The 23,972-nt window shown below is 58.5% G+C and carries 22 protein-coding genes and 3 tRNA genes; 13 read left to right on the forward strand and 12 right to left on the reverse strand.

What is annotated here, in order from left to right:
• Positions 1 to 100: 100 nt before the first annotated feature.
• Positions 101 to 382 (forward strand): DUF3618 domain-containing protein, encoded by a 282-nt coding sequence (locus IAU67_RS02460; RefSeq protein ID WP_151843230.1) that lies wholly within the window; start codon positions 101 to 103, stop codon positions 380 to 382.
• Positions 383 to 398: 16 nt separating this feature from the next.
• On the forward strand, positions 399 to 1,433 hold the full coding sequence (locus tag IAU67_RS02465; protein ID WP_187767945.1) for an AbrB family transcriptional regulator: 1,035 nt from the start codon (positions 399 to 401) through the stop codon (positions 1,431 to 1,433).
• Between the two features lie 57 nt (positions 1,434 to 1,490).
• On the opposite strand, the gene IAU67_RS02470 is transcribed toward IAU67_RS02465, so the two are convergent.
• Complete coding sequence (locus IAU67_RS02470) at positions 1,491 to 2,489, reverse strand: LLM class flavin-dependent oxidoreductase (protein ID WP_151843232.1); 999 nt, start codon at positions 2,487 to 2,489, stop codon at positions 1,491 to 1,493.
• A 158-nt stretch (positions 2,490 to 2,647) separates the two neighbouring features.
• Positions 2,648 to 2,720, reverse strand: a tRNA-Lys gene (locus IAU67_RS02475).
• 233 nt (positions 2,721 to 2,953) lie between these two features.
• On the opposite strand from IAU67_RS02475, the gene IAU67_RS02480 reads away from it, so the two are divergent.
• The gene (locus IAU67_RS02480; protein WP_151843233.1) at positions 2,954 to 4,141 is read left to right on the forward strand and encodes a L,D-transpeptidase; all 1,188 of its coding nucleotides are present in this window, start codon (positions 2,954 to 2,956) and stop codon (positions 4,139 to 4,141) included.
• Between the two features lie 66 nt (positions 4,142 to 4,207).
• Here the strand turns inward: IAU67_RS02480 and IAU67_RS02485 are convergent, their stop codons facing one another.
• The 5 genes from IAU67_RS02485 to hemQ all read right to left on the reverse strand — a co-directional run bounded on the left by IAU67_RS02485 (position 4,208) and on the right by hemQ (position 7,085).
• Complete coding sequence (locus IAU67_RS02485; RefSeq protein WP_151843234.1) at positions 4,208 to 4,705, reverse strand: flavin reductase family protein; 498 nt, start codon at positions 4,703 to 4,705, stop codon at positions 4,208 to 4,210.
• Between the two features lie 24 nt (positions 4,706 to 4,729).
• Positions 4,730 to 4,805: transfer RNA gene (locus IAU67_RS02490), tRNA-His, on the reverse strand.
• Between the two features lie 82 nt (positions 4,806 to 4,887).
• Positions 4,888 to 5,532, reverse strand: coding sequence for an oligoribonuclease (orn, locus tag IAU67_RS02495; protein ID WP_151843235.1), 645 nt, complete (start codon positions 5,530 to 5,532; stop codon positions 4,888 to 4,890).
• Positions 5,533 to 6,345 (reverse strand): mycolate reductase, encoded by an 813-nt coding sequence (cmrA, locus tag IAU67_RS02500; protein WP_151843236.1) that lies wholly within the window; start codon positions 6,343 to 6,345, stop codon positions 5,533 to 5,535.
• A gap of 35 nt (positions 6,346 to 6,380) precedes the next feature.
• Positions 6,381 to 7,085, reverse strand: coding sequence for a hydrogen peroxide-dependent heme synthase (gene hemQ / locus IAU67_RS02505; protein WP_151843237.1), 705 nt, complete (start codon positions 7,083 to 7,085; stop codon positions 6,381 to 6,383).
• Between the two features lie 272 nt (positions 7,086 to 7,357).
• Between hemQ and IAU67_RS02510 the strand changes: the two genes are divergently transcribed.
• Positions 7,358 to 8,173, forward strand: a complete 816-nt coding sequence (locus IAU67_RS02510) for a GDSL-type esterase/lipase family protein (RefSeq protein WP_151843238.1) — start codon at positions 7,358 to 7,360, stop codon at positions 8,171 to 8,173.
• A 688-nt stretch (positions 8,174 to 8,861) separates the two neighbouring features.
• Positions 8,862 to 9,236 (forward strand): hypothetical protein, encoded by a 375-nt coding sequence (locus IAU67_RS02515; RefSeq protein ID WP_151843239.1) that lies wholly within the window; start codon positions 8,862 to 8,864, stop codon positions 9,234 to 9,236.
• Between the two features lie 619 nt (positions 9,237 to 9,855).
• Here IAU67_RS02515 and IAU67_RS02520 read toward each other — a convergent pair.
• Positions 9,856 to 10,173: a hypothetical protein gene (locus IAU67_RS02520; RefSeq protein ID WP_187767946.1), complete on the reverse strand. Its 318-nt coding sequence runs from the start codon at positions 10,171 to 10,173 to the stop codon at positions 9,856 to 9,858.
• A 579-nt stretch (positions 10,174 to 10,752) separates the two neighbouring features.
• On the opposite strand from IAU67_RS02520, the gene IAU67_RS09935 reads away from it, so the two are divergent.
• Positions 10,753 to 10,941, forward strand: a complete 189-nt coding sequence (locus tag IAU67_RS09935) for an IS3 family transposase (protein ID WP_370452045.1) — start codon at positions 10,753 to 10,755, stop codon at positions 10,939 to 10,941.
• A gap of 1,482 nt (positions 10,942 to 12,423) precedes the next feature.
• Positions 12,424 to 12,648 (forward strand): hypothetical protein, encoded by a 225-nt coding sequence (locus IAU67_RS02530; protein WP_151843242.1) that lies wholly within the window; start codon positions 12,424 to 12,426, stop codon positions 12,646 to 12,648.
• Positions 12,649 to 12,665: 17 nt separating this feature from the next.
• Here IAU67_RS02530 and IAU67_RS02535 read toward each other — a convergent pair.
• Positions 12,666 to 12,739, reverse strand: a tRNA-Arg gene (locus tag IAU67_RS02535).
• Positions 12,740 to 12,831: 92 nt separating this feature from the next.
• Here IAU67_RS02535 and IAU67_RS02540 point away from each other — a divergent pair.
• From IAU67_RS02540 to IAU67_RS02560, 5 genes are all read left to right on the forward strand, one after another.
• Positions 12,832 to 14,997 (forward strand): bifunctional copper resistance protein CopD/cytochrome c oxidase assembly protein, encoded by a 2,166-nt coding sequence (locus IAU67_RS02540; protein WP_187767947.1) that lies wholly within the window; start codon positions 12,832 to 12,834, stop codon positions 14,995 to 14,997.
• 168 nt (positions 14,998 to 15,165) lie between these two features.
• A complete protein-coding gene (locus tag IAU67_RS02545; RefSeq protein ID WP_187767948.1) occupies positions 15,166 to 15,828 on the forward strand; it encodes a single-stranded DNA-binding protein in 663 nt (220 codons plus the stop codon).
• Positions 15,829 to 16,130: 302 nt separating this feature from the next.
• Complete coding sequence (gene ettA, locus IAU67_RS02550; RefSeq protein WP_151843244.1) at positions 16,131 to 17,801, forward strand: energy-dependent translational throttle protein EttA; 1,671 nt, start codon at positions 16,131 to 16,133, stop codon at positions 17,799 to 17,801.
• Positions 17,802 to 18,024: 223 nt separating this feature from the next.
• A complete protein-coding gene (locus IAU67_RS02555; RefSeq protein ID WP_151843245.1) occupies positions 18,025 to 18,570 on the forward strand; it encodes an acyl-CoA thioesterase in 546 nt (181 codons plus the stop codon).
• Positions 18,571 to 18,648: 78 nt separating this feature from the next.
• Entirely contained in the window at positions 18,649 to 19,347 is a 699-nt protein-coding gene (locus IAU67_RS02560; protein ID WP_151843246.1) for a DUF8185 domain-containing protein, read from the forward strand.
• 34 nt (positions 19,348 to 19,381) lie between these two features.
• On the opposite strand, the gene IAU67_RS02565 is transcribed toward IAU67_RS02560, so the two are convergent.
• The 3 genes from IAU67_RS02565 to pepN are packed head-to-tail and all read right to left on the reverse strand — an operon-like array spanning position 19,382 to position 23,273.
• Positions 19,382 to 20,149 carry a TSUP family transporter gene (locus tag IAU67_RS02565; RefSeq protein ID WP_151843247.1) on the reverse strand — a complete coding sequence of 256 codons (768 nt, stop codon included), beginning with the start codon at positions 20,147 to 20,149 and terminating at the stop codon, positions 19,382 to 19,384.
• Positions 20,149 to 20,553 (reverse strand): globin, encoded by a 405-nt coding sequence (locus IAU67_RS02570; protein ID WP_151843248.1) that lies wholly within the window; start codon positions 20,551 to 20,553, stop codon positions 20,149 to 20,151. The genes IAU67_RS02565 and IAU67_RS02570 overlap by 1 nt, the downstream gene beginning before the upstream one ends.
• 59 nt (positions 20,554 to 20,612) lie before the next feature.
• On the reverse strand, positions 20,613 to 23,273 hold the full coding sequence (pepN, locus tag IAU67_RS02575; RefSeq protein WP_151843249.1) for an aminopeptidase N: 2,661 nt from the start codon (positions 23,271 to 23,273) through the stop codon (positions 20,613 to 20,615).
• 37 nt (positions 23,274 to 23,310) lie between these two features.
• On the opposite strand from pepN, the gene IAU67_RS02580 reads away from it, so the two are divergent.
• Positions 23,311 to 23,952: a mycothiol-dependent nitroreductase Rv2466c family protein gene (locus IAU67_RS02580; RefSeq protein WP_151843250.1), complete on the forward strand. Its 642-nt coding sequence runs from the start codon at positions 23,311 to 23,313 to the stop codon at positions 23,950 to 23,952.
• Positions 23,953 to 23,972 lie beyond the last annotated feature (20 nt).

Raw genomic sequence — 23,972 nt, forward strand, 5'->3', positions numbered from 1 at the left:
GCAGCGGCTGATCCTCTACAATATGAGGGATAGACTGAGATCTTGGATCTAGTTACCCGTTAACCGATGACGATCATTGACGATCATGAGGAGTATCTCCGTGGCCCGTAGCATCGATGCCATTCAGCGCGATATTGAGCGCACCCGCAATCAGCTCGCCAAGACCCTTGATGAGCTGGCAGTCCGTGCAGACCCTAAGAACCTTGCCGATGACGCCCGCGGTCAAGTGATGGATACCGTGAAGGATCCGAAGGTGCAGATGATCCTCGGTGGCGTGGTTGCCGGCGTGGTTGTCCTGACGGCTTTGGCGCTGTCCTCGAAGCGCAAGGAGAAGAAGCAGATCAAGGAGATTCAGCGTCTCCTCGCGGCTGCCCGCAACTAAGAGTTTTTAGATTATCTTGCTGAGAACTCTTCTCCTGGTCCCAGTAGCGATTGCTGGGGCCTTTTTTGGCGAATCCATCCATGTCCCCGCCGCCTGGATTTTCTCCTTCCTTGTGGTCTTCGGCGCCGCCGCCATCTTCGGTGATCGCCAGGTCACCCCGTCGAAGAAGCTGTCCACGCCCGCGCAGGTCATCATCGCGCTGCTGTGTGCCTCGCCGCTGGCGACCGTGGATGGGCCAACGATGCTGTCCTACGCCGCGCCCACGGCCGTCTCGGTGGTGTTTACTTTGGTGGTGTGCGCCTCGGCGTCGTATTTATTAATAAAAATACGGGGAATCGACGCCACCACCAGCGTCCTCGCCACCCTCGCAGGTGGGGCGAGTGCGATGTCGTTGCTTGCTGTGGACCTTAAAGCCGACGCCAAGTTTGTGACCCTGACGCAATTCCTCCGCCTGTCGATTGTTGTACTGACGCTCCCCGTGTTCGTTCTATGGCTGGCCGACGAGCCGATACGGTCCGCCCCGGAGCACATTCCACCCAGTGACCTGCTGAAATCGGCGCTCGGGGCGCTGGTGGTCTACGGCATCGTGTGGCTGGTGACGCGGTTTATTAACATCCCCTCGCCGTATCTGCTGCTGGCGCTGGCGCTGGGCGTGGTGGGACTCATGGCGGGAATCCCCGCCGAGTACCTCACCCCTCGGGGAGTGCTGGCGGACATCGCGTTCGCGATTATTGGTGTGCAGGCCGGGGGAACTCTCACGAAGGGGGCGCTGCGGGAATTTGTGAAGTCCCTGCCCGTGATCCTGTCCGCCATCGCCGTGATGATCCTTGGCTCCCTCATGACCGCCTGGATCATCTGCACGGTCTGGGGGTACAGCATGCTGGACGCGTACCTGGCTACGGTTCCCGGCGGGGTGTACGCCGTGCTGGCGTTCGCCCACGAGGCGGGATCGGACCCCGTGGTGACGGTCATTCAGGTGATGCGTGTGATCGCGATGCTGGTGGTCGGGGCGCTCGTGCCCGTGGTGTTCGGCAAGCGCCGCGCCGGGTAGGCGGGCGCTGCGTTCCTTGTCGCTACGCAAACCAGTGCTGCGCTGCGTTCCTTGTCGCTACGCAAACCAATGCTGCGCGAGGATCTCCATGTTGCGCAGGGAATCCGGAGTGGACGGCGACTGCAACGCCACCATCAACTCATCGGCCTGCGACAGCTCCACAAACTCCTCAAGGTACTCCACCACCTGCTCGCCCGTGCCCTTCGCGGTGTACCGAAGCATGTCCAAGATGCGCTGACCGGCGGGGGAATCCATTACAAGATCGAGCTCGGCGTCGGTCAGTTTCTTCCCCGCCATCGCCCGCACACGTGAACGGCGGACGCGGCGGTCATGCTCCGCGGCGATCTCCTCCGAATCAGCGGCGGTGACGTTCACCGCGGCGATCACGTACGGCTCCGGGAAACGCTCAGACGGCTGATAGTTATCCCGATACACCTGCACGGCCTGCGTGAGGGCGCCGGGGGCGAAGTGGGACGCGAAACTATAGGGCAGGCCCAGCTGCGCCGCCAATTGAGCACCAAAGAGGGAGGAGCCCAAAATGTACAACGGGACATTCGTCCCGCGGCCAGGGACCGCGTTAATGCCTGGCAGGAGGGAGTTGTCCGTCAGATAGCCATCCAGCTCCTGCACATCCTGAGGGAAACTATCGGCAGCATGCACATCCCGGCGCAACGCGCGCATCGTCATCTGATCCGTGCCGGGCGCGCGGCCCAGGCCCAGGTCGATGCGGCCCGGGTGAAGCTCCGCGAGAGTGCCGAACTGCTCCGCGATCACCAAAGGGGAATGGTTCGGCAGCATCACGCCACCGGCGCCCAAATTAATCGACGCCGTGTGTGCGGCCACGTGAGCAATCAGCACAGCTGGGGCGGAGCTGGCAATCGACGGCATGTTGTGATGCTCGGAGTACCAGATGCGCTTGAAGCCCAAGGACTCGGCGCGCTGGGCCCACGTGACAGATCGGGCGAAGGCATCGGCGGCGGATTCGCCCCGGTAGATGTTCGCAAAATCGATGAGGGACAGTGGCACGCGGGAGGGGGAGGTGTGAGAATCAGTCATAGTACTGAGGTACAACAGCGCGCGGTGGAAGTTATTCCCTGGCGCTGTGGTGGTCAGAATCTGGTCAGAAACTGGCCTGAATGGCAGTCCTGCGCTTGCTATGCTTGCCTAGGAATGACAAAACCCCAGATCAGAGGTGATCTGGGGAATGTACGCGGTGGGTCATCAGGGACTCGAACCCCGAACCCGCTGATTAAGAGTCAGCTGCTCTGCCAATTGAGCTAATGACCCGCGGTCTGTGTTGCATCTTCTTGTCAAGTTCTTGTGAACTCTCTGTGCAACGAGACATTACTTTATACGCTCTGTGTGAACTTCACAAATCGCCAGGTCATAGCCTGTTTTTAGCGCGTTTGGTAACGATTTAGAAAAGTCTTGGTAACACGCCAGGTTTTGGTTAGTACTTTCCAAGCTTAGAGTTTTAAGGTTGTTGTCATATCGTTCACACCACTTGTATTGGGAGCCACATGCGCCGCATAGCTAGTACTCACGCACGCAAGGCTGTAGTTGCCACCTCCGTTGCAGCCTTTCTTGGATTGACCGCCGCCTGCACCATTGATCGTGGTGATAGCGGGTCCCATAACGGGGATTCTGCATCCCATTCCCAGGGGGAGGATGGCGACTCCATCGGTCTGACCGCGTCCGTGAAAGATAATGCAAAGGGTGTGAAGGTCACGGACACCATTTCGGTGGAGGGTAAGGACATGTCGACGGTGACCCTGACCAATGACGAAGGCACCGAAGTCGCCGGCGAGTTCAACGGTGACAAGTCGAAGTGGTCGTCCACGGAGAAGCTGGGTTACAACCGCACGTACACGCTGACGGCGAAGTCGGGGGACAAGACCCTTAAGAAGACGTTCTCCACCACCCAGGCTGATTACGTCGCAGATTCTGCGTTGTCACCGTTGGATCAGTCCACGGTGGGTATTGCCCAGTCCGTGGCTCTGTTTTTCGATACCCCTGTGTCCAACAAGAAGGCGGTTCAGGACGCCATTTCCGTGGAGACCAGCAACAACACCGAGGGTGCGTTCTACTGGCTCACGGACCAGAGCCTGCGGTGGCGCCCGAAGGAGTTCTGGAAGCCAGGCACGGAGGTGACCGTGAAGTCCAATCTCTACGGCGTGGAAGTATCCGATGGTGTGTTTGGTGACGCGGACCGTGAGGCGTCGTTCACGATTGGGGATGACGTGCGTGCGGAGGTGGACGATGCTACGAAGATCATGACGGTCACGAAGAACGGCGAGGTTATTAAGACCATGCCTGTGTCCAACGGCCGTGATAGTGCGCAGTGGGCTACTCCGAACGGCACGTACACGGTGGGCGATCAGTACGATACCCTCACGATGGATTCCAATACCTATGGTCTGGCCCCGGAGAATGGTGGTTATGTCACGCCGGTGAATTACGCCACGCAGATGAGCTGGTCTGGCATTTACATTCACGGTGCTCCGTGGAGTGTGTATGCGCAGGGTAATACCAATACGTCGCATGGTTGTGTGAATGTGTCTGACGCGAATGCGCAGTGGGTGTATGAGAACCTGAAGCGTGGCGACGTGGTGATCGTGAAGAATACGGTGGGCGGTCAGCTGGATGGCCACGATGGCCTGGGTGACTGGCAGATTCCGTGGGAGGAGTGGTCGAACGGCAACGCGTAAATCCCCGTTGCTGTGGCTGGGCGTTGATTGTTTTATATTCGACGCCCAGCTTCTCTTTTTTCACACTTAGCGTAAAGGGGTCAGCCCGTCGATGCTATAGAACTGGTGCCCCAGGAAGAGGAGGGCTGAGTGGTGTGGATCGTGCCACACGTTCAGCACTTCTGCGGCGCAGAGGGTGGAGTCTCCGGCCACGGCCGTATCAGTGATGGTGACGCGCAGGACTGCCCTGCATCCTGGCAGGAGGGGTTCGCCAGTGGGAGCGGTCTCCCAGCCTTGGGGTGGGCTGAAGCGGTCGTCTTGGGAGCGCGCGAAGCTTTGTGCAATGTCGGCGTGCTCGTCGCTGAGGAAATGCACCAAAAGGGAATCGGCACGGAGGAGTTTTCCGGCGGAGCCGGTTCTTTTCATGAAGGAAAAGCTGATCGACAGGGGATCGAGAGACAAAGACGCCACAGAAGATAGCGTGATGCCTACCGGCTGATTATCTACTGTGGCGGTAATGAGGGCAACCCCTGCCGGGTGGCCGCGGAACACATCACGGAATGCTGTGGCGAGAGTGTCCGACATGATGTGCCTCAAAGAAGAAAGTTTTGGGGTGACTGACGGGACTCGAACCCGCGACACCCAGGATCACAACCTGGTGCTCTACCAACTGAACTACAGTCACCATCGCTATTTTTCAACAGCGACGTTTATGTTAGACCACTGGCCCCCATTCAGCAAAATTGCAGGATATCGCAGGTTTTTGCTTAGCGGGTGCCAGAAATCGGACAACGAGCCTCCGCGGATGCAGCCGCAGCGGCCACCTCCTCGGTGCGCAGGTCTTGAGCGGGCATCAGAGCTTGTCGATAAAACTCGAGCTCCCGAATGGATTCCTGAATATCCGCCAGCGCGCGGTGGGACATGCCTTTTTGAGGCTGGCCGTTGTACACCCGCGGATACCAGCGGCGCGCCAATTCCTTGATACTGGAGACATCAATCATGCGGTAGTGCAGGTAGTCCCCAAGCTGTGGCATGTACCGGTTGATAAACAGACGATCGGTGCCGATGGAATTGCCCGCTAACGGCGCCTGGCCAGAGACCGGCACGAACTGCTTGATGTAGTCCAGGACGCGCGCTTCGGCGTCGGACAAGCTTAAGGTGGAAGCCTTGATCTGTTCCGTGAGGCCATTGGATTCGTGCATCGTCGTGACGTAGTCATCCATCTGCGCCAATTGTTCATCGGTGGCGTGGATAACCAGATCAATGCCCTCATCGAGGGGGTTTAAGTCCGCATCGGTGACAATAACGGCAATTTCCACTAAAACGTGGCGCTCGGGATCAAGTCCCGTCATTTCACAATCGGCCCACACGATGCGATCGTGTTTGGAAATCTGGCTTGGAGTATCTGGCATTTAGGCGTCTCCTTCCGCAGCCATCTTGGAATAAAACTTGCCGATAATGGGGGAGGCCACACGGCGCGGAATGTAGGTGGAGGCCCAGTTCATGGCCTTCGAGAGTGGACCTGGAACTACGCGCAGCTTATTAGACGCCAACGCATTCAAAGTATCCAGCGCACAGTCCTCGTAGGTGGTCCACAGGAAATCCGGCACGGCATCGTCCACTTCTGTGAGCTTGTCCTCTTCCTTGACCTCTTCGCGCACAGGACCTGGTGCCAGCAAGGTGCAGGCCACGCCACGAGGAGCCAGCTCATAGTGGAGAGACTCGGTGAACGTGTTCACCATCGCCTTCGTGCCCACGTAGGTGGCGTTGCCTGGAATGGCGGTATTGCCAGCGGCAGAACCAACGTTGATAATGCCGCCCGTGCCGCGGCTGACCATTCCAGGAATGACCGCAGCGGTGAGTTCAAATAACGCTGTGGCGTTTAATTCAAATTGGGCTCGTTCGTAGGAGTAGTCCAAATCCGCGAAGTTTCCGAACGTCGCGATGCCTGCGGAATTGACGATGATGCTGACAGTAGTGGAGCGCAATTCGTCGAGGAGTGTGGAACGCGCGCCGGCGTCGGATAAATCGACGGAACGGATCTGCACATCGCGATCGGGAAACGCATCGGCGATCTCCTGCATCGGCCCCATGGTGCGTGCCACCAGGATCAGGTCATAACCACGGCGAGCCAATTCTTTCGCGATAGCAGCGCCAATGCCGGAGGACGCGCCCGTGACAACGGCGTAGGAGCCAGCGGTGGCCGCAGGGAGGGAAGAGGACATAAATCTCCTTAAAGGATGGTGTTGTGGCAGCGATATCAGGGAAGCGATTCGATGTATTCAGGCAGCTGATCCATAATCCACTGGCCGGAGTAGAACGGAGTTTCCTCGGAGACGTAATTGCGGGCGTCCGTGTAACGCATCTTCCACATCAGATTCACCACGTCCTCCATCTGAGGAGATTCAAAGGCCAGCATCCATTCGTAATCGCCCAAGCCGAAGGCAGGAATGGTGTTTGCGCGGACCATGTTGAATTCGCGGGCTTCCATACCGTGCTGCACCAGCATGCGGCGGCGCTCCTGCTCGTCCATCAGGTACCACTCGGGCGTGCGCACGAACGGGTAGAGGCAGATCCAGCGCTTCGGCTCCGGATCGACCAGGAAATCGGGGACGTGGGAGCGGTTGAACTCGGCGGGGCGGTGGAGGGCTGCGTTGGAACGCACGGGTACGGCGACCTTGCCCAGCTGGGTGGTGCGACGGAACGCGCGGTAGAAGGCCTGGAGCTCGGCGAGGTCTTCGCCGTGGACCCAGAACATGATGTCCGCCTCGGGGCGGAGGGCGGAGACGTCGTACACGCCGCGGACGGTCACACCCGAATCTGCATAGGAGTCCAGGAACTGCTGAAACTCGGCTGCGATGGCCGCGCGATCGTCACCGAGCGTGCCGGCGGGGATCTGGAAGGCGGACCACAGTGCATACTGCAGAGTGCTGTTCAGCTTGTCAAAATCTAGTTTCTTTGCCATGGTTCACAGCTTACGCGGTGTGCACGCTGAGAGATAGTGCCGAGCGGATGTGGCTTGGGGTGGTGCGCGCGTTGGTGGGGGAGTAGCGCTGCCGCGGGGCGATTGTGGCATGAGCGTGGGGCAGGCGTAGCGCTGGGGCGCCGTGGGATTACGCAGGGTACGCGCAAACAGACTATGGGTCGGTTTCTGTGATTTGTCCGAAATATACATGAGAGTTTATTATTTTTTGGTTCATTGATAGGTTCACCCGCCTAGTAAGGTTGTTTATTCCTATGAAACTTTCTAAGTCTGTTTTCTCTTATGGTCTTGCCGCGCTGGCAACCTTGGGTCTGGCCATGCCCGCCGCACAGGCCGCCCCAGCTCCTGACGCTGTTGTGTTTGGCGACTCCCTGTCCGCTAACCCCACGGTGGACAACTACGTGGCAGGAAAGCTCAACCTGCCTACCGCGCAGCGCAACCACAACGGATGCCCAACGGACGGCACCTTCGCCCGCGCGTATGGCGAGGCAGCGCGCAAGGCCGTTGCTGACTACAGCTGTGCAGGTGCTTCCTTCTACACCGGCGGCAAGCACATCGCCGATTCTGTCAACGACGCCGCAGCACGCGGCGACCTCGGCCCCCACACCCGCGAAGTGATCCTGCAGGCCGGTACTAACGACACGTACCCACACATCATCGGAGGTCGGGAACCCGCTGCTGTCACCCAGCAGCGACTGACCGATGCGATGGTGAACGAGGTTAATCACATTCGCAGCCGCGCTCCGCAGGCTCGTATCAAGATCGTGGGCCTGCCACAACTGACGGATGCTCACGGAGCCGCTTGCGTGATCAACGTTGTTCCAGGCTTCCCATTGGTTGCCCTGCCCATCGCGCCGGTGGAGAACGCGATTGATAACGCTGGCCGCGAGGCAGCACGCGCAACCGGCGCTACCTTCGTGGACTTGAAGGCCATCAGCAAGGATCACCACATGTGCAACGACAGCCGCTGGGTTGCCGGCGTTGTGGACACCACCGCTGCACCTCACGCGCTGCCACTGCACTACACCTGGGACGGTTTGGCGGCATCGGCTCGCCACGTTGCGCGCTAAGGGCAGTGCCTTATTAAAAGTGCAGTGCTTTATTAAAGGGGGAGCGCGCTGTATGAGCAGGGGGGGCACTCTGTGTGAGTGCGCATTGACACCCCACCTCACCAGCAACAATGCTGGCGAGGTGGGGCGTTTCGTCTTGAGAGAGTTCAAGGGTGGGGAGCTTCGGGGTTAAACGACAAAATGTGTGTCTGTTGTCGGTGTGTCGTGGTCGTGTTGGGAGGTGCCGCGGCACAACCATAGGATTATTTCGACTTTTCGAGATTCTGTCCTGGGGAAATGCTCAAGAACCGCAACAAAGTCCTATGGTTGTGCCAGCGCGCTTACCGCCGGCAGGGCTGGCAATGTCCCAGCCGGTGCTGTGGGGATTGTCTTGTCCGCCGCACACCACAGGGTGGGTGCAAGACCGAGGATTTCTGGTGGAGCAGCCCGATACATGCTCGCTGAGCATATATTTTTGAGTGTTAGTCCAGGTCAGCTCCAGGGAATCGCCGTTTTCGGACGCATATTCTGTCGTTTAACCCAGCTTCGACGCCGAGTCATGGATGCGTGCGCAGGTAGTCTGGAGTCATAGTGCTAACACCGATAAATTATTCAGGGCCACCGACGAATCTTCCTATGCTGCTGAGGCGTTTGACAGTGAAAGGGGAGCCTAGGTCTGTGACAGCGTTTGCGGAGGTGATTGGGCAAGATGTCTAGCCGGTATAAGGAAATGGGCTTGGAGAGGCTCCCTATGAAGGAGTACATGGTGGATTCTGAGCATGGAACGCCGGGCACGGCGTGGATTTATCGGGGGGAGTCCAGTTTCGCAGCAGTGTGCTTTGATGACATTGACGTTCTGCGATCCGGTGGAGAGCGCGGGTTTTTCTCCATTGTGGATTTGCCCCTGTCTGGTCGGATCCAGGATTTGATCCATGATTGTGCGCAGCGTGATTTGTCGATCCCGGAGGCGCTGGAGGAGATCAAGGCTACCTTTGGTGATCCGGTGGAGGTTGTCCACCTGGAGAACATCAACGAGTCGGATGATGATCTGATTGCTGCCGTTGAGGGGCTATCGCAGCGCTGAGTCACTGGGGTTGCCCGCACTGCGACGTTCGGTAACCGTTGCGTCTGTCGGTCCGCTTTGGGGGAGGTGGTGGGGTCTCTATGATGGTCGCCTACGTGTGTGCCGGCATGTGGCTGACCGCGGGTTACGGATCACCACGCTAGAGGACACAACCCCCATCGGCTACTCAGCATGCCCGAAAAACAACATCCACAAGGTCAAGCAAACCCTTCATACCCGCCAACAACCTCACCCTCAGAGTTGACAAATCATATAGGTCCCCCTACCGCCTGAGCTGACCTGCACACTTGTGAAAACTGCACCCCCATGTCGTCGAAAATGCAACAAGCTACTTTCCCCACAATAAAATAAACTCCAAAACCAACCCCTCGAAAGCCTAAACCATGAGTATCGACCAGCCATCCCCCCATCCTGAAAGCACTAACCGCATGGACATGAACCCTTATCTAGGCCAGTCGGCAGCCACCCCGCCCCCACCAGGGCCGCACACTCCGAAGCCGAACACTCCTAAGCCACACACTCCCCATCAACAACCTTTCTGGAAAAAAGTGCTAGCCTTCCTCGCAGTCGGGCTAGGAGCAATCCTGGTTCTCGGTGGGCTCCTTAATGGAGACATTCTTTACAGCCTTTGCGCCGGGCTCGCAATCGCCCTTCCAGGAATCTGGTGGCTAATCCACGAAAACCGAGAGAAAAACGGGGCAGAACCAATGAAACGGCATTGGGGCACCATTACTATCGCATCCATCGTGCTGTTCGTGGTCAGTGGCGCGTTTGCACCAGAGCAGCAAGGAAACACCACGCCCACCACCGGCAGTGCCACAACCACCACCTCCGCAACAGCCACAACCACCACCTCTACAACGGCCACAACCAGCAAAAAACCAACTACTGGAAACACAACAACCAGTGAAGAACCAATCGCGGCAGAAAACGACACCCCTGCACACCCACCTAGCGATGAACAACCCCCAGCGTCACAACGCGAACCAGAAGAACCCATAAACAACTTCATCCCACCAGTCCCAACGCCCGCACCAAAACCCGAATACACACCCGCACCCGCATACGAACCAGCACCGGCTCCGCAACCCGTATACGAGCCACCGGCAACGAACGTCAGGACCGTACACCCCGGGGCATACTGCTCCGGCGGGACTGGCGTCAGCAAAACTGGCAAACCAATGGTGTGCGCCCTCGCCTCTGATGGCCGGATGCGGTGGCAATCAGCCGGATAAAATACGGGACGACCTCGACATCGGCAAGTCAACCTGAAGTGTCCCAGTTTTTGTTTCGTCTGAGTAAATGGGAAAATTTGGACTATGCCGAAGTAGATTTGATCAGGATGCGAAGGACCGGTCGGTCCGTCTCGTTGAAGACTGTATCTCGGCGAGCAATTTGTCGATGCAGGCCGCGTGCCAGGTGGTTGCTTCACAGCTAGGGGGTTCGTGGTACATAGTTCGCCGCTGAAAACACCCGGCGTCGTCGTGAACATCGAAAGCTGCGGGACGCCGCCCTGATAGAGCACATCCTCGAGATTCATCACGCAATCTATGGCGTCTACTGGGTGCGGACAATGTGGCATGCTTTTGGCCGTGAAGGCATCGTTGTTGGCCGTGAGCAGGTTGCTCGTCTGATGCGCCTGGCTGGGGTGTCTGGCACAGCCAGAGGGGCAAGGCCCTGTGACTGCACGTGTGGCGAAGCGTAAGGGATTTGCGCCCTGACCTGGTCAAGTGCCAGTTTATAGCCGGGCGGCCGGATGCATTGTGGGTGGCTGAAATGACCTATGTTCGGATACGTCAAGGGGTTTGAAAACGCCGCTAGTGTCACCGACGTAGTTTCACGTCGGATTGAAGCCCCAGGTCTGATTCGCCATTGAAGACACGGGTCACAGTACGTGAGCATTGTTTACAATGATCGCCTTGTTGAAAAGGGAATTGTTGTTACGGAGGTTGAGATCGTGACGTGTGAATGGGTGAATTGGTGCAACGAGACTCGTCTACAGCAGGGGCTGGGGTACCGCACGCCTGCTGAGGTCAAGGAAGGATTCTGGCGTGAACACCTAACCCAGGCCGGAAGATAATGGACATCACGGAACATGCCTAGGAGCAAAACCCGAGGCACTTCAAGGTGTAAGTTACCGTGTTTTTCGGGTTGAGGTGGGGTGGTTTTTGACGGGGGAACCTGGCCGGTTTGCGTGCCAAGTTTTAACCTCCTCAGCGTCCCACAGTGGCATGCGGTCGCCTAGGTCTGAGACCTGTGCAGGCGTCCTGCCTGCCGAGTTGTAGGTTCGCCAAGAGCCGGTGCTGATGCTGCAGTGGTTTGCGCAGTCTACGGCGCGCCAGAGTTCGCGTCCGGTGTCTGCGTCGGTGATGATGGGGCGCATGGGTTTATGCCTTTCTCCGCGCGATGTAGATCAGTCCGATACCTGTGGCTATTGAGCCTGCCAGTGTTAGGCCTGTGAATCCATGGGTTACGCCGTGGATGACTACTACGGCGAGCATGGCTACGGTGATGGGGTACATGGTCATCCTTTCGGTGGGTAAGGTGGTGGGGTAACCCCTTGGGGGGCTGGCTAGTGGGTTTAGCCAGCGCCTGGGGTTACTTCATTCTCCTTACTTTTCTATGCTTGCCCTTTGGTTTGGGTGTTCTTCCGATCATGATGACGGTTGGAATTTCCGTCGATGTGGGCAATTTGATCATATGGAACCCCTTCTCTGTAGGGGTAACATATAGTATATGACGGAATAGTTATATGTGTCAAGTTGAAAGATAGTGAAAATCACAAAGATTCTCAACCCCTAACTCTTTCCGGGTTTTGTCTTTTCTCATATTCAAAAGGAGGAAAATGGATTGGTTGAATGTGGATCCGGACGTGTTCCGGCTTATGAATAAGCACTTCATACCCGGCCGTGCCGGGCGCAAAATCCGGTACATTGTGCGTCATCACAACGCCGGTGTGCTGACAGTGGAGGATTGTTAGCGTGTGCGGCAGGCATGCCCGACGTCGGCGCACTATCGGGTGGAGAAAATGGGCAGGATCGGGTAGCTCGTAAACGACTCGGACACGGGGTGGTATGCGGGGAACCTGCAGGCGAACTATGAGTCGATTGGCATTGAGTATGCGGACGTTGGCCAGACCGGCTGCCCTTACCACCTGTCGCGTGGCGGGAAGTATCACAACGCGTGGATGGCTGAAGCGCAACGCTATTACGGCGAGTTGGCTGCGAAAAAAGCGGGTAAGCCGATGCCGGCGCGATCTTGCAACGATCTTGCCTCATGCTGCCTCATGTTGCCTCGCATGGAAACGTGCAAAATCTACGACATTTCCACGACACACGGCACCAAAACGCACCGCATGACACACGAACAGCAAAAACCAAAAACCAACAGCCATCAGCAAAAACTCAGGTAAACCCCACCCATAAAAAGCGCCCCCGGCAGGACTCGAACCCGCGACACATGGGGTAGAAACCCACTGCTCTAATCCACTGAGCTACGGAGGCAATCACAACTACAATAACGCACCCTCGGCCACGAGACCTACTGAGGTGGCCAAGTGTCGGCGACCATGTGGCGTTGTAGGGGATAGGCGGTAATGTCAATGTCTATGGAAACGGTCGAGGAAGACGTGAAGGCCAACCCTGGCGAACAGTCACCGACAACTGCGCGGATGAAGTCACCTGCTGTGGTGTACATCCTCGCCACCCTGGTCTCTGGTGTGGTGGCGGCCCTCATTGGGTTTAGCTTCGTGGGGGATTCGCTGGCGATCTTGGGCATTCCAGACCCGGGCGCGCTCACTACGTTTGGCCTGCCTTTAGTGCGCGGCATGGCGCAGCTGATCGCCTGCATCGGCATCGGAGGCTTCCTCATGTCCGCCTTCGGTGCCCCTCCGCGCAAGGACGGCTACCTGGACTTGGATGGCTTCCGCGCCGCGCGCACTGGCACGTGGGCCATGGCCCTGTTTGCCCTGCTGTCTGTGCTGCTGGTTCCGATGTATTTGTCGGATGTGTCCGGCCAGCCCTTAAAGACCGCGCTGAATGTGGCCGCATGGGATACGGCCGTGGAGCAGGTTTCTGCGTCTAAAACGTGGATGTGGGTGGCCATTTTTGCAGGTGTAGTAGCAATGCTGTCCCTGTTGACACGCAAATGGATTTTCCAGCCGATATTCCTGGCGATTTCTATTCTGTCCCTTATTCCGTTGGCCTTGGAGGGCCATTCCGCCTCCGGTGGCTCCCATGACCACGGCGTGAATACGCTGCTGTGGCACATTGTGTTCACTGCTCTGTGGGTCGGTGGTCTGTGTGCGCTTATTGCGCATGTCAAACGCCGTGGTCCACACCTGACCGTCATCACGGAACGCTATAGCTTTTTAGCCTTGTTTTCGATTATCGTCCTGGCCATTTCCGGCGTGATTAATGCGTTGTTGCGCGTGGATCCTGCCGACTGGTTCACCACGAAATATGGCCTGGTGATAATGCTCAAGGCGCTGCTTACGCTGATTCTCGCGGGCTTTGGCTGGATGCACCGTTCCCGCATCATCCCTGTGTTGCGGGTGGTTGAGCGCCCTGATGGAACAATGACCGACGCCCAGCGCGCACCCTTCATTCGTCTCGCCATAGGGGAAGTTCTCGTGATGGCGGCAACAATTGGCGTGGCGATTTCCCTTTCCCGCATCCCCCCACCGCTGGAGAACAATCCCGACCTGACACAGCAGGATATTTTGCTGGGATTCACCCTGACGGAACCCCCGTCGATGATGGCCTACCTCACCCACTGGCGCTTCGACCTTGTCTTCGGCACGGGTGCCCTGCTTCTTCAGGCGGTGTACGTCTGGGCTTATGTGGTTCTGAAGCGTAGGGGCGTGGAGTGGCCCACCAATCGTCTGGTGTGGTGGACCTTGGGCAACGTCACATTGATTGCGGTGACATGCTCCGGAATGGGTATGTACGCCATGGCGATGTTCAGCCCTCACATGCTGCAGCACATGTTCTTGACCATGGTGATTCCCGTGTTCTGGGCATTGGGTGGGCCGATGACGATTCTGCTGCGAGCGCTACCTCCGGCGGGACGTAACGGTGTTCCGGGACCACGCGAGTGGTTAGTGGTCTTTATCAACAACCCGGTCTCCCGGTTCCTCACCAACCCTGTGGTGGCGGGTGTGCAGTTTGTGATCGGGTTCTACTACCTCTACATGTCCAGCCTGTTCGACAAGATCGCCCCAGAGCACGCCGGTCACCTGTTCATGATGATCCACTTCCTGATCTCCGGATACATCTTCTACTGGGTGGTCATTGGTGTAGACGCTGCTCCGCGTCAACTCAGCCCGTTCATGAAGATGCTGGTGCTGTTTGCCGTGGTGACCTTCCACGTGTGGTTCGGTATCGCCATGATGCAGATGGCCAATCCACTCAATGAGGAGTTCTATCGCAGCCTCAACCTCCCCTTCGAGGTGGACCTCTTGGCAGACCAGCACTTAGGAGGAGCCTTGACGTGGGGATTGGGAGAGATCCCTCTGCTCATCGTCACGGCCGCGCACGGCGTCCAGTGGCTCAGGACGGACCGCAAGCAGGCAGCGCGTTATGATCGCCACGAAGAACGAAGTGGAGACGAGGAGCTCCGTGCCTACAATGACATGCTGGCCGGGTTGGCGTCGGGACAAGGGGACATGGGTGAAAACGCCTACTACGGATCGGAGTATCACACGAATTCGGTCCACTCGGCGCTGCACTCGGACAAGCATGGACGAAAAAAGCACACATAGCCTAGTTTGTCAATAGTTTTTGACGTCCTTGTGGATAACTCGTCAGGGGAGGGGGAGTTATCCACAGGGTCAAAATTTTTCGGTGATGGGGGTGTGGATATGTGCCACACTGTGGTCTGAACCCAGCCGAGGATGGGCCTCGGGGGAAGACCCAAGGGAGGGACAATCATGGCCAATGTGGCTCAAGTGCAATTATGTGGACGCGTTGTACACGCTCCAAAACAAATGAATCATTCGGGGGAGACGTCGCACATCGTCATCAGAATGGCCGTCAACCACACCTACCGCGATAACTCTGGCATGTGGCAGGACAGGGGAACAACGTACCTCGATGTTCACTGCTGGGGGCGGCTGGCGACCAACGTGATTGGGTCGTCGCTGGTGCCGGGAACGCCGATCATTGCGATTGGTCGGATGGAATCGCGCGAGTACGTGGCGAAGGTTCGCGATGAGAACGGCAACGAGATCAAACGCACGGCGCTGAGCATGGTCGCTAACCATCTGGGTCCTGATCTGGATCGATGCCAGTGTGATTCCTACAAGGTGGAGCGATCCTCGTTCGGCGGGGAATCTAAGAACGCCTCCGGCTTCGGCCAGGAGGCGGGTGCACAAGCAGCTCAGGGGGATGGTCGTGGTCACGGGGAGGGTAACGTGTCCTTCGATGATCCGCCAGAGAACGCTTCTGGATCCGATGGGTCGGACGTGGGGTCGGCTGCACGGACGCTCGTGGGTGCAGGGGCTGCTGTAGGCGCTGGGGTCAGTTCGGGCGCGGAGGCAGGATCAGGATCCTCAGGTGATTCCTCCTCAAGGGACGACACTCCACCGTTCTGATGCGCACGCTGAGCGTGGAGCAGTGAGCTTTACGCATCAGGTTTAAGTGTGGAGCATTAGACCCCTTACAGAAAGGGGCGCTGACGGGATACTGAAGGGGGACATAGAGCAGTGCAGGCGGCGCGTGGTGGCACTTCGGGGGAGGAAGTCCCACGCAACTGGCAGTCAGGGATCGTGTGCGTGGACTAAAACACGTAGACTAGGGGACACTGTCAGGCTTGCACGAAAAGCCCAGGCGACGCAGCCTGGGCTTTCCATATGCGAGTGCGAAGAACATACGCGAAAGGGCATTGGAGTTCACCGTGGGCGAATTCATCTACACCATGAAAAACGTGCGTAAGGCGCACGGAGACAAGGTCATCCTCGATAACGTCACTATGGCCTTTTACCCAGGCGCCAAGATCGGCGTGGTGGGGCCGAACGGCGCCGGAAAGTCCTCGATCTTGAAGATCATGGCGGGCATCGATCAGCCCTCGAATGGCGAAGCCTTCTTGGATCCAGGTGCCACGGTGGGCATCCTCATGCAGGAACCTCCTCTGAATGAGGAGAAGAATGTGCGTGAGAATGTGGAAGAGGGCATGGGGGAAATCTTCCAGGTTCGTCAGCGCTACGAAGAGATCGCCGAGGAAATGGCGACCAACTACACCGACGAGCTCATGGAGGAAATGACCGCGCTTCAAGAAAAGATTGATGCCGCGGATGCTTGGGAGCTGGACTCCAAGATCGACCAGGCCATGGACGCACTGCGCTGTCCACCAGCTGATGCGGACGTGAAGAACCTCTCCGGTGGTGAGCGCCGCCGTGTGGCTCTGGCGAAGCTGCTGCTGAGTGAGCCCGATTTGTTGCTGCTGGACGAGCCAACCAACCACCTGGATGCGGAGTCCGTGCTGTGGCTGGAGCAGCACTTGGCAAAGTACCCTGGCGCCGTCCTGGCTGTGACCCACGACCGTTACTTCTTGGACCACGTGGCCGGCTGGATCTGTGAGGTCGATCGCGGAAAGCTTTACCCGTACGAAGGTAACTACTCGACCTACCTGGAGACGAAGCAGAAGCGCTTGGAAGTGGCAGGTAAGAAGGATGCCAAGCTGCAAAAGCGCCTGAAGGAAGAGCTGGAATGGGTTCGTTCCGGTGCGAAGGCGCGTCAGGCGAAGAACAAGGCTCGTTTGCAGCGCTATGAAGAGATGGCTGCTGAGGCTGAGCAGTACAAGAAGCTGGATTTTGAAGAGATTCAGATCCCAACGCCTCCGCGCCTGGGTAACCAGGTGGTTGAGGTGAAGGAGCTCAACAAGGGCTTCGATGGGCGTGTACTCATCAAGGATTTGTCCTTCACTTTGCCACGCAACGGCATCGTGGGTGTGATCGGCCCGAACGGTGTGGGTAAGACCACCCTGTTTAAGACCATCGTTGGTTTGGAGCAGCCAGATTCCGGCGAGGTGAAGGTCGGCCAGACTGTTCAGTTGAGCTACGTGGACCAGAACCGCGCCAACATTGACCCGGAGAAGACGGTCTGGGAGGTTGTCTCCGATGGCCTGGACTACATCCATGTGGGACAAAACGAAATGCCATCCCGCGCGTATCTCTCGGCGTTCGGCTTCAAGGGTCCAGACCAGCAGAAGCCATCCAAGGTTTTGTCCGGTGGTGAGCGCAACCGCCTGAACCTGGCGCTGACGCTCAAGCAGGGTGGAAACCTGATCCTGCTCGATGAGCCAACCAACGACCTGGACGTGGAAACCCTGTCCTCCTTGGAGAATGCTCTGCAGAAGTTCCCCGGTTGTGCTGTGGTCATTTCGCACGACCGTTGGTTCCTGGACCGAACCTGTACTCACATTCTTGCCTGGGAGGGCAATGTTGAGGAAGGTCAGTGGTACTGGTTCGAGGGCAACTTCGAGGATTACGAGAAGAATAAGGTGGAGCGCCTTGGGCCAGAGGCAGCGCGCCCAACGCGTGTGACGCACCGTAGGCTCACTCGCTAGGGCATTCCTGGCTCGCCACAGCGCCACATCATCCACGCAGGACGATGTGGCGCTACGTGCTTTATGTGAAAGATGTGATTAACCCCACCTGAGGGGATATGCGGCAGAAGGTTCAAAAGCTTACTTTCACTCAGGTAACTTTGTAGGTCTGTAGAGCGATAGAGCCAATACTGACACCAATCAGCCACTACCGGACACACCTACGAAGAGAGGGGCAGTAAAGATGCCATTTATCCTGAATGAGGACACTGGTACTCGCCGGCACACCTGTCATCGTGAACTGCGTTGGTCGGATTTTGATCAATACCAACACGTCAACAACGCCAAGTACTTAGAGTTCGCCCAGGATGCCAAGATGAACTTCCTCAAGGACGTTCTGTTGGAGCTGGACATTGCGGTTCCGCCGTTCTTTGTCCGTCATGCCACGATCGATTACCCCCACCCACTCTCGCCGGGCGAGGCAGAGGTGGCCGTGGATACGTGGATCACCAAGATTGGTCAGAAGTCGTGCGTGATGCGCCAGGAGATGAAGGACTCCATCGGGCGCGTGGCAACCATCGTGGATACTGTGATGGTGGGCATGGACCCGATCACCGGGAAATCCCGGGCATGGACCGACGAGGACATTCAGCACCTGCGCCTGTTCTATATTCCTGACGAGGCCGAGGAGCCCGACGCCGCCGTTCGTGCCGAGACAGCCGAAGAAAAGCCTAAGCACTCCACGGGCGCGGAGACCCGAGCCAATCGTTCAGCGGAAGCGTTGCACTAGAAGAGAAGTCCCACGCTAGAGAGCTACGACGCCACGCACCTGAGTGCAGCGGTTGTGTTGGTGCGTAGGATGTGTGCCATGGATACTAACGTACACGCTGTAGATCTCACCGGCATCGTGCGTGCCGACAATGTGGACGCGGCGCTCAACTCTTTTCGGCGTGCACGCGTGATGGTGGCTCGAGGATTAAACCAAGACTCCGGTGCGATCGTGAGGCTGCGGCAGGCGGGGGACCACAGCGTCGACATGTTTGTGTCCTCCCCATTGAAGTGTGTGGTGAGCATCCGCATCCCAGGGCGCGTCACGGGATCGGAGGTATTTGGCGCGGATACCGTGCTGAACGCGCTGTCCAGTTACCAGCCGGGACAGCAGGCACTGGATTGTGGTTTTCCGATGCCGTTGCGTTGGCCGGGAAGCCTTCCGCCCGCTGATGGTTTCCAGATCGTCGATATTGTACCGGCTCAGGTGATCCGCCAGCTTCACGCGGATATGGAACGCGAGAACCAAGGGACTCCCCACGGGATTGCGCGTTCACTGCTGGATCAGGACATGCTGACCATCACGTCGGAGGGAGATCCGGACGCAACCTCGGTCGCGATGAGTGGCCGGATTATCGCTGCCATGGGTGGATTCGGAACTGCCGCGGAGCCCACCTCTGAACGCTTGAGGGAGCATGACGAGGTGCGAGTGAGCGTGACCTCGAGCTGGATCCGAGTGGACGCACTATTCGGCACCCTGTTCACCCCGCGCCCGGGAGGCTTGGCACGCGTGCCCTAAGCACTACGCGCATCAGCGCTGAGACGGGTGTTACTCAGTGCAGCATGTCCCACGTCAGCTTCGCGGTCATGACCACCACCAACGTCAGGAGCGCCACGCGCACGAGCCCTGTACCCTTCGCGATGACCAACCGGGCTCCCAGCTGAGCGCCGGCAATATTGGCGATCGCCAAGCCCACGCCCAGAAGCCACCACACATGACCACCCACGGCAAAGACCACCAGCGCACCCAGATTGGTCGCTGTATTGATCACCTTGGTCATCGCCGCTGATTCCACGAAGGACCGATTCAGCAGCGCGGTCATAATAATAATGAGGAACATCCCGGTACCGGGGCCAAAGAAGCCGTCGTACCCAGCGATGACAGCAACCAGCAGCAGCGCTGCGACCCAGCGGCCTCGGGTCACCACCGTGGAGGCGTTATTGTCCGCACCGAACGTGGGGCGGAAGGTGACGTACACGCCCACGGCCAGCAGCAACACAATCACAATGGGGCGCAGCACATCACTGCTTAAGCTACTGGCCAGCAGCGCCCCGGCCGCAGAGCACAGTGCTGCCAGCGGAACCGCCCGATACAACAGGTGGCGATCCACGGGCACACGCCGCAGCATAGCCACCGCCGCGCTGGCCGTGCCGGAAATCCCGGCGACCTTATTCGTCGCCAGAGCGCTCGTGGCCGGCATGCCGGGAGCAGCAATCAACAGCAGTGGGATAAGAATCAGCCCGCCGCCACCAATCAGCGCGTCGACAAACCCCGCAACCAAGGATCCTCCCACAAGAAGTGAGAGGGGTCCTATGCTCATTACTGAAAGCCCTCAGCGTTCGGCGCCGTGTTTACCAACATGTGTGCCACGCGTTCAGCGTGCTCCCAGATCGCCGCACGGTGGGGATCATCCAGAGTCTCCCGATCGATCGTCGCCAGCGCGTTACCGAAGAGCTCCAGCCATCGATCCCGCGCGGCGTCGTCAATAGGGTAGGGGGCATGGCGCATGCGCAGACGAGGATGCCCACGCCGCTCGCTGAAGGTTTGCGGACCTCCCCAATACTGCTCCAGGAACCACCGCAGGCGATCCTCCGCACCATCAAAGTCGTGCTCCGGGTACATCGGCGACAGAATGTCGTCCGTGCGTACCTGCTTGTAGAACTCGTGGGTGATCTTCCGGAAAGTCTCCTCGCCACCCACGGCCTCATAGAAACTCTGTGCCATCGTGCGCTCCTTTACGTCACTATCTCTTCTTTTCTGCCGCAGTTCTGCTCAGTGCAGTCTTACTGAGCACCGTCTGCCTGGATCGCTGCGCGAGCCCGCGCCACTCGGTCGCGGCCCTCCATCAGCGGGCGGCGCCATCCCGCGCCGGGCTCGGCCGACTCAATAAGTGACGCGATAGCGGCATCGGTGTGCTCCGAATGATCCCACGATGGGTAGATACCCTCTACGGTACGCAGAGCCATTTCCGGTGACAAACGATTCCACAGATCCACCACCGTGGTGGCAAACAGCGGACCATAAGGCTCCAACAATTCCTGATGCCCCACGTGCGTGAATCCCGCGATCCGGTGACGTAACGCGAGGTTAGACATGCTCGGACCATTGGTGGTGATCTCTTGCCAGACCTCCTCCTTCGCACCAGGCGCAGCGCTGCGTGCCTGAAGAGCCAGCATTGCTCCGGTCGAGGACGTGTCCTGCGTGAGCTCGGCGTCGATTATCGATTCGACGCCCACCCCCGCGCCACTCAGGGCGATAATGAATTGCCAACGCAGGTCCTGATCGACGTCGAGGCCCTCGATCGCCACCGTTCCCTCGAGGATTCCCTGAAGGCGCGTGATCGCCTCGTCATCGAGCACGCACCCGGCGTAGGCACGGATGAAGGCAAGCTGAGCGGTGCCGGTGGTACGCTGCGCGCCTTCCCAGAACGCCTCGCGGGCACGGGACCAGCCAGTAGGCGCCCACGCCGGATCGGTGTAGTGGGAGAGCGCACTGCGCGCCTGCGCCAGGATCTGCTCCAGCACGGCCATCTCCGTTTCCGCGGCAGCCCCGCGGGCAACAAGCTCCACGAAGTCACGCGCGCGCATCTGCGCATTGCGGGTCATCTGCCAGGTAGCGGACCACAACAGGGAACGAGCCATGGGATCCTCCACGCGGTCGATGTTGTCGATCGCGAAGGCGAGGGATTGCTCATCGAGGGCAATGAAGGCATAGGTGAGGTCGCGGTCGTTCACCAGGATCATGTCACCGGCCTCGGTGCCCACGAGCTCATCTACGTCCGTGCGGGAACCCGTGATGTCCAACTCCACGTCGCGGATCTTCACCACGGATGCAGATCCTGCCTCGGAGCCTGCGTCCGTGCGTGCATCCGTGTCAGCGTCCTTCAACGCGAAGATGCCCACGCCCACCCGGTGCGTGCGCGTTTCACCCGCGCCGGGTTCCGCGCCGCTTTGTGTGATCGCGAAACGAGAGTAGCGGCCATCGGCGACGTCCACATCTGCTGCCAGCGTGTTGATGCCCGTGGTCTTCAGCCACTGCTGCGCCCAATCGCTTAAGTCACGACCGGAGGCCTTTTCCAGCGCTGACAGCAAGTCATCGAACGTGGCGTTAGACCACGCGTGGTTCACAAAGTGGGAGCGGATTCCCGCCAGGAACTCCTCCAGTCCCACATAGGCCGCCAGCTGCTTGAGCACAGAGGCGCCCTTGGCGTAGGTAATGCCGTCAAAATTGGCGTCGACGGTCACGATGTCCGTGGCATCGCTAAACACAGGATGGGTGGAGGATAGCTGGTCCTGGCCGTAAGCCCAGGCCTTCTCCTTATTCGCGAAGGTCACCCAGGCAGTGGTGAACTTCGTGGCCTCCGCTTGGCTCATCGCAGCAGACCACGTGGCAAAAGACTCATTGAGCCACAGGTCATCCCACCACTTCATGGTGACCAGGTCACCGAACCACATGTGTGCCAGCTCGTGCAGGATGGTATCGGCGCGGCGTTCGTACTGGTAATGGGAGGCTGCGGAGCGGAAAATGTATTCGTCCCGGATGGTCACGCAGCCCGCATTCTCCATGGCGCCCATGTTGTATTCGGGGCAGAACACCTGGTCGTATTTGTAAAACGGATACGCCACACCAAAGTGCTCCGCATACCAATCGAAGCCCTGCTTGGTGATGGTGAACAGCTCGTCCGCATCAAGGTAAGGGGCTAGCGACTGCCGGCAGTACAGGCCCAAAGGAACCGTCAGCTCACCCGAGGTCTGCACGCCCGTCGCCCCGGCGGTCTCTGGGTATTCGCGGATGGTTCCGGTCCAGGAATCCGTCACGCTGAACCACGGCCCCACACAAAAAGCGATCAAGTACGTGGACAGCGGGTAGTCCACCTCCGCGCGGTGAATATGAGAGTCTTCGTCCACGTGAGACGTCGTGATCTTGTTATTCGTCACCAGCGTCCAGGCCGGAGGGGTGTACACCTCCATTGAGTACGTGGCCTTGATATCTGGCTGATCGAAGCAGGCGAACACACGTTTAGCGTCCGCTGTTTCGAACTGCGTGTACATGTACACCTGGGCGTCGGCAGGATCTTGGAATCGGTGCAGTCCCTCGCCCGTGGAGGAATACACGGCATCGGCGTGGATGCGCAGGGTGTGATCACCGTCGGTCAGGCCAGCGATCTGGAGCCCCTGCTCCTCGTCGTAGCGTCCGTCGCGCATAGGCACGGCAGTCGAGGTAATGTCCGTTCCATCCAGCTCCACACTGTGCACCTGAGCTGCACGCAGATCCACAAAGGTATCGCCGGCGCCAGAAGTGAACGTGATCTCCGTGGTAGACGGGAATGTGGTGGTGTCTAGCGTTGCCCCATGGGTCAGATCCAGGGTGATGGCGTAATGCACATTGCTGATGAGTTGCGCGCGTGACGCGGCTTCGGTGCGGGTGAGATTCGTAGAAGTCATACTGACAACCCTACTGGTCTGCCGATACAGTGGGGCTATGACTAATCAACAAGCAACCATGTACTTTGATGTGACCTGCCCTTTTGCGTGGGTGACCAGCCGCTGGCTCAAGGAAGTGGAGAAGGTGCGCGACGTGGACGTGACCTTCATTCCCATGAGCCTGTCAGTGCTCAACGATGGCCGTGATCTTGAGGAATCCTACATGCGGGCGATGGGTGCTGCCTGGGCTCCAGCGTTGGTGGCTGCTGCGATCTACACCGATTATCCCGATAAAATCGACGCCTACTACACGTCCATGGGAGAGCGCATCCACGACGGCGGCAATGGGCACAAGCAGGACCCGCACGGCTACGACGAGATCATTGCCGAGGCGTTAGCTGAGGTGGGATTGCCGGCTGAGCTGATCGAGGTGGCACATAAGCGCGAGGGTGACGACGGCAGCGTAGAGTCCACGTTGCGCACACTGCACGAGCAGGCCATCACGAAGGTGGGCAACGATGTGGGAACCCCAGTGGTGCAGCTGGGTGACGTTGCGTTCTTCGGCCCGGTGCTGACCCGCATTCCGAAGGGGGAGAAGGCCGGCACGATGTTCGACGCCGCCGTGGAGCTGGCATCCTACGAGCATTTCTTTGAACTGAAGCGGTCGCGTACGGAAGACCCGCGCGCTGAGTTCGCGTAATGCTGTGGCACGGCTGTGGT

This window comes from Corynebacterium zhongnanshanii, assembly GCF_014490575.1.
Classification (GTDB): domain Bacteria; phylum Actinomycetota; class Actinomycetes; order Mycobacteriales; family Mycobacteriaceae; genus Corynebacterium; species Corynebacterium zhongnanshanii.

Excerpts from the sequence above, each read along its gene's own strand:
- orn (WP_151843235.1), bottom strand. The coding sequence starts at position 5,532 with ATGCCAGATACTCCAAGCCAGATTTCCAAACACGATCGCATCGTGTGG.
- IAU67_RS02470 (WP_151843232.1), bottom strand. The coding sequence starts at position 2,489 with ATGACTGATTCTCACACCTCCCCCTCCCGCGTGCCACTGTCCCTCATC.
- pepN (WP_151843249.1), bottom strand. The coding sequence starts at position 23,273 with ATGACTTCTACGAATCTCACCCGCACCGAAGCCGCGTCACGCGCGCAA.
- IAU67_RS02530 (WP_151843242.1), top strand. The coding sequence starts at position 12,424 with ATGGCTGAAGCGCAACGCTATTACGGCGAGTTGGCTGCGAAAAAAGCG.
- IAU67_RS02510 (WP_151843238.1), top strand. The coding sequence starts at position 7,358 with ATGAAACTTTCTAAGTCTGTTTTCTCTTATGGTCTTGCCGCGCTGGCA.
- IAU67_RS02560 (WP_151843246.1), top strand. The coding sequence starts at position 18,649 with ATGGATACTAACGTACACGCTGTAGATCTCACCGGCATCGTGCGTGCC.
- IAU67_RS02580 (WP_151843250.1), top strand. The coding sequence starts at position 23,311 with ATGACTAATCAACAAGCAACCATGTACTTTGATGTGACCTGCCCTTTT.
- cmrA (WP_151843236.1), bottom strand. The coding sequence starts at position 6,345 with ATGTCCTCTTCCCTCCCTGCGGCCACCGCTGGCTCCTACGCCGTTGTC.
- hemQ (WP_151843237.1), bottom strand. The coding sequence starts at position 7,085 with ATGGCAAAGAAACTAGATTTTGACAAGCTGAACAGCACTCTGCAGTAT.
- IAU67_RS02480 (WP_151843233.1), top strand. The coding sequence starts at position 2,954 with ATGCGCCGCATAGCTAGTACTCACGCACGCAAGGCTGTAGTTGCCACC.
- IAU67_RS02540 (WP_187767947.1), top strand. The coding sequence starts at position 12,832 with ATGTCAATGTCTATGGAAACGGTCGAGGAAGACGTGAAGGCCAACCCT.
- IAU67_RS02485 (WP_151843234.1), bottom strand. The coding sequence starts at position 4,705 with ATGTCGGACACTCTCGCCACAGCATTCCGTGATGTGTTCCGCGGCCAC.
- IAU67_RS02545 (WP_187767948.1), top strand. The coding sequence starts at position 15,166 with ATGGCCAATGTGGCTCAAGTGCAATTATGTGGACGCGTTGTACACGCT.
- IAU67_RS02555 (WP_151843245.1), top strand. The coding sequence starts at position 18,025 with ATGCCATTTATCCTGAATGAGGACACTGGTACTCGCCGGCACACCTGT.
- IAU67_RS02565 (WP_151843247.1), bottom strand. The coding sequence starts at position 20,149 with ATGAGCATAGGACCCCTCTCACTTCTTGTGGGAGGATCCTTGGTTGCG.
- IAU67_RS02570 (WP_151843248.1), bottom strand. The coding sequence starts at position 20,553 with ATGGCACAGAGTTTCTATGAGGCCGTGGGTGGCGAGGAGACTTTCCGG.
- IAU67_RS02515 (WP_151843239.1), top strand. The coding sequence starts at position 8,862 with ATGTCTAGCCGGTATAAGGAAATGGGCTTGGAGAGGCTCCCTATGAAG.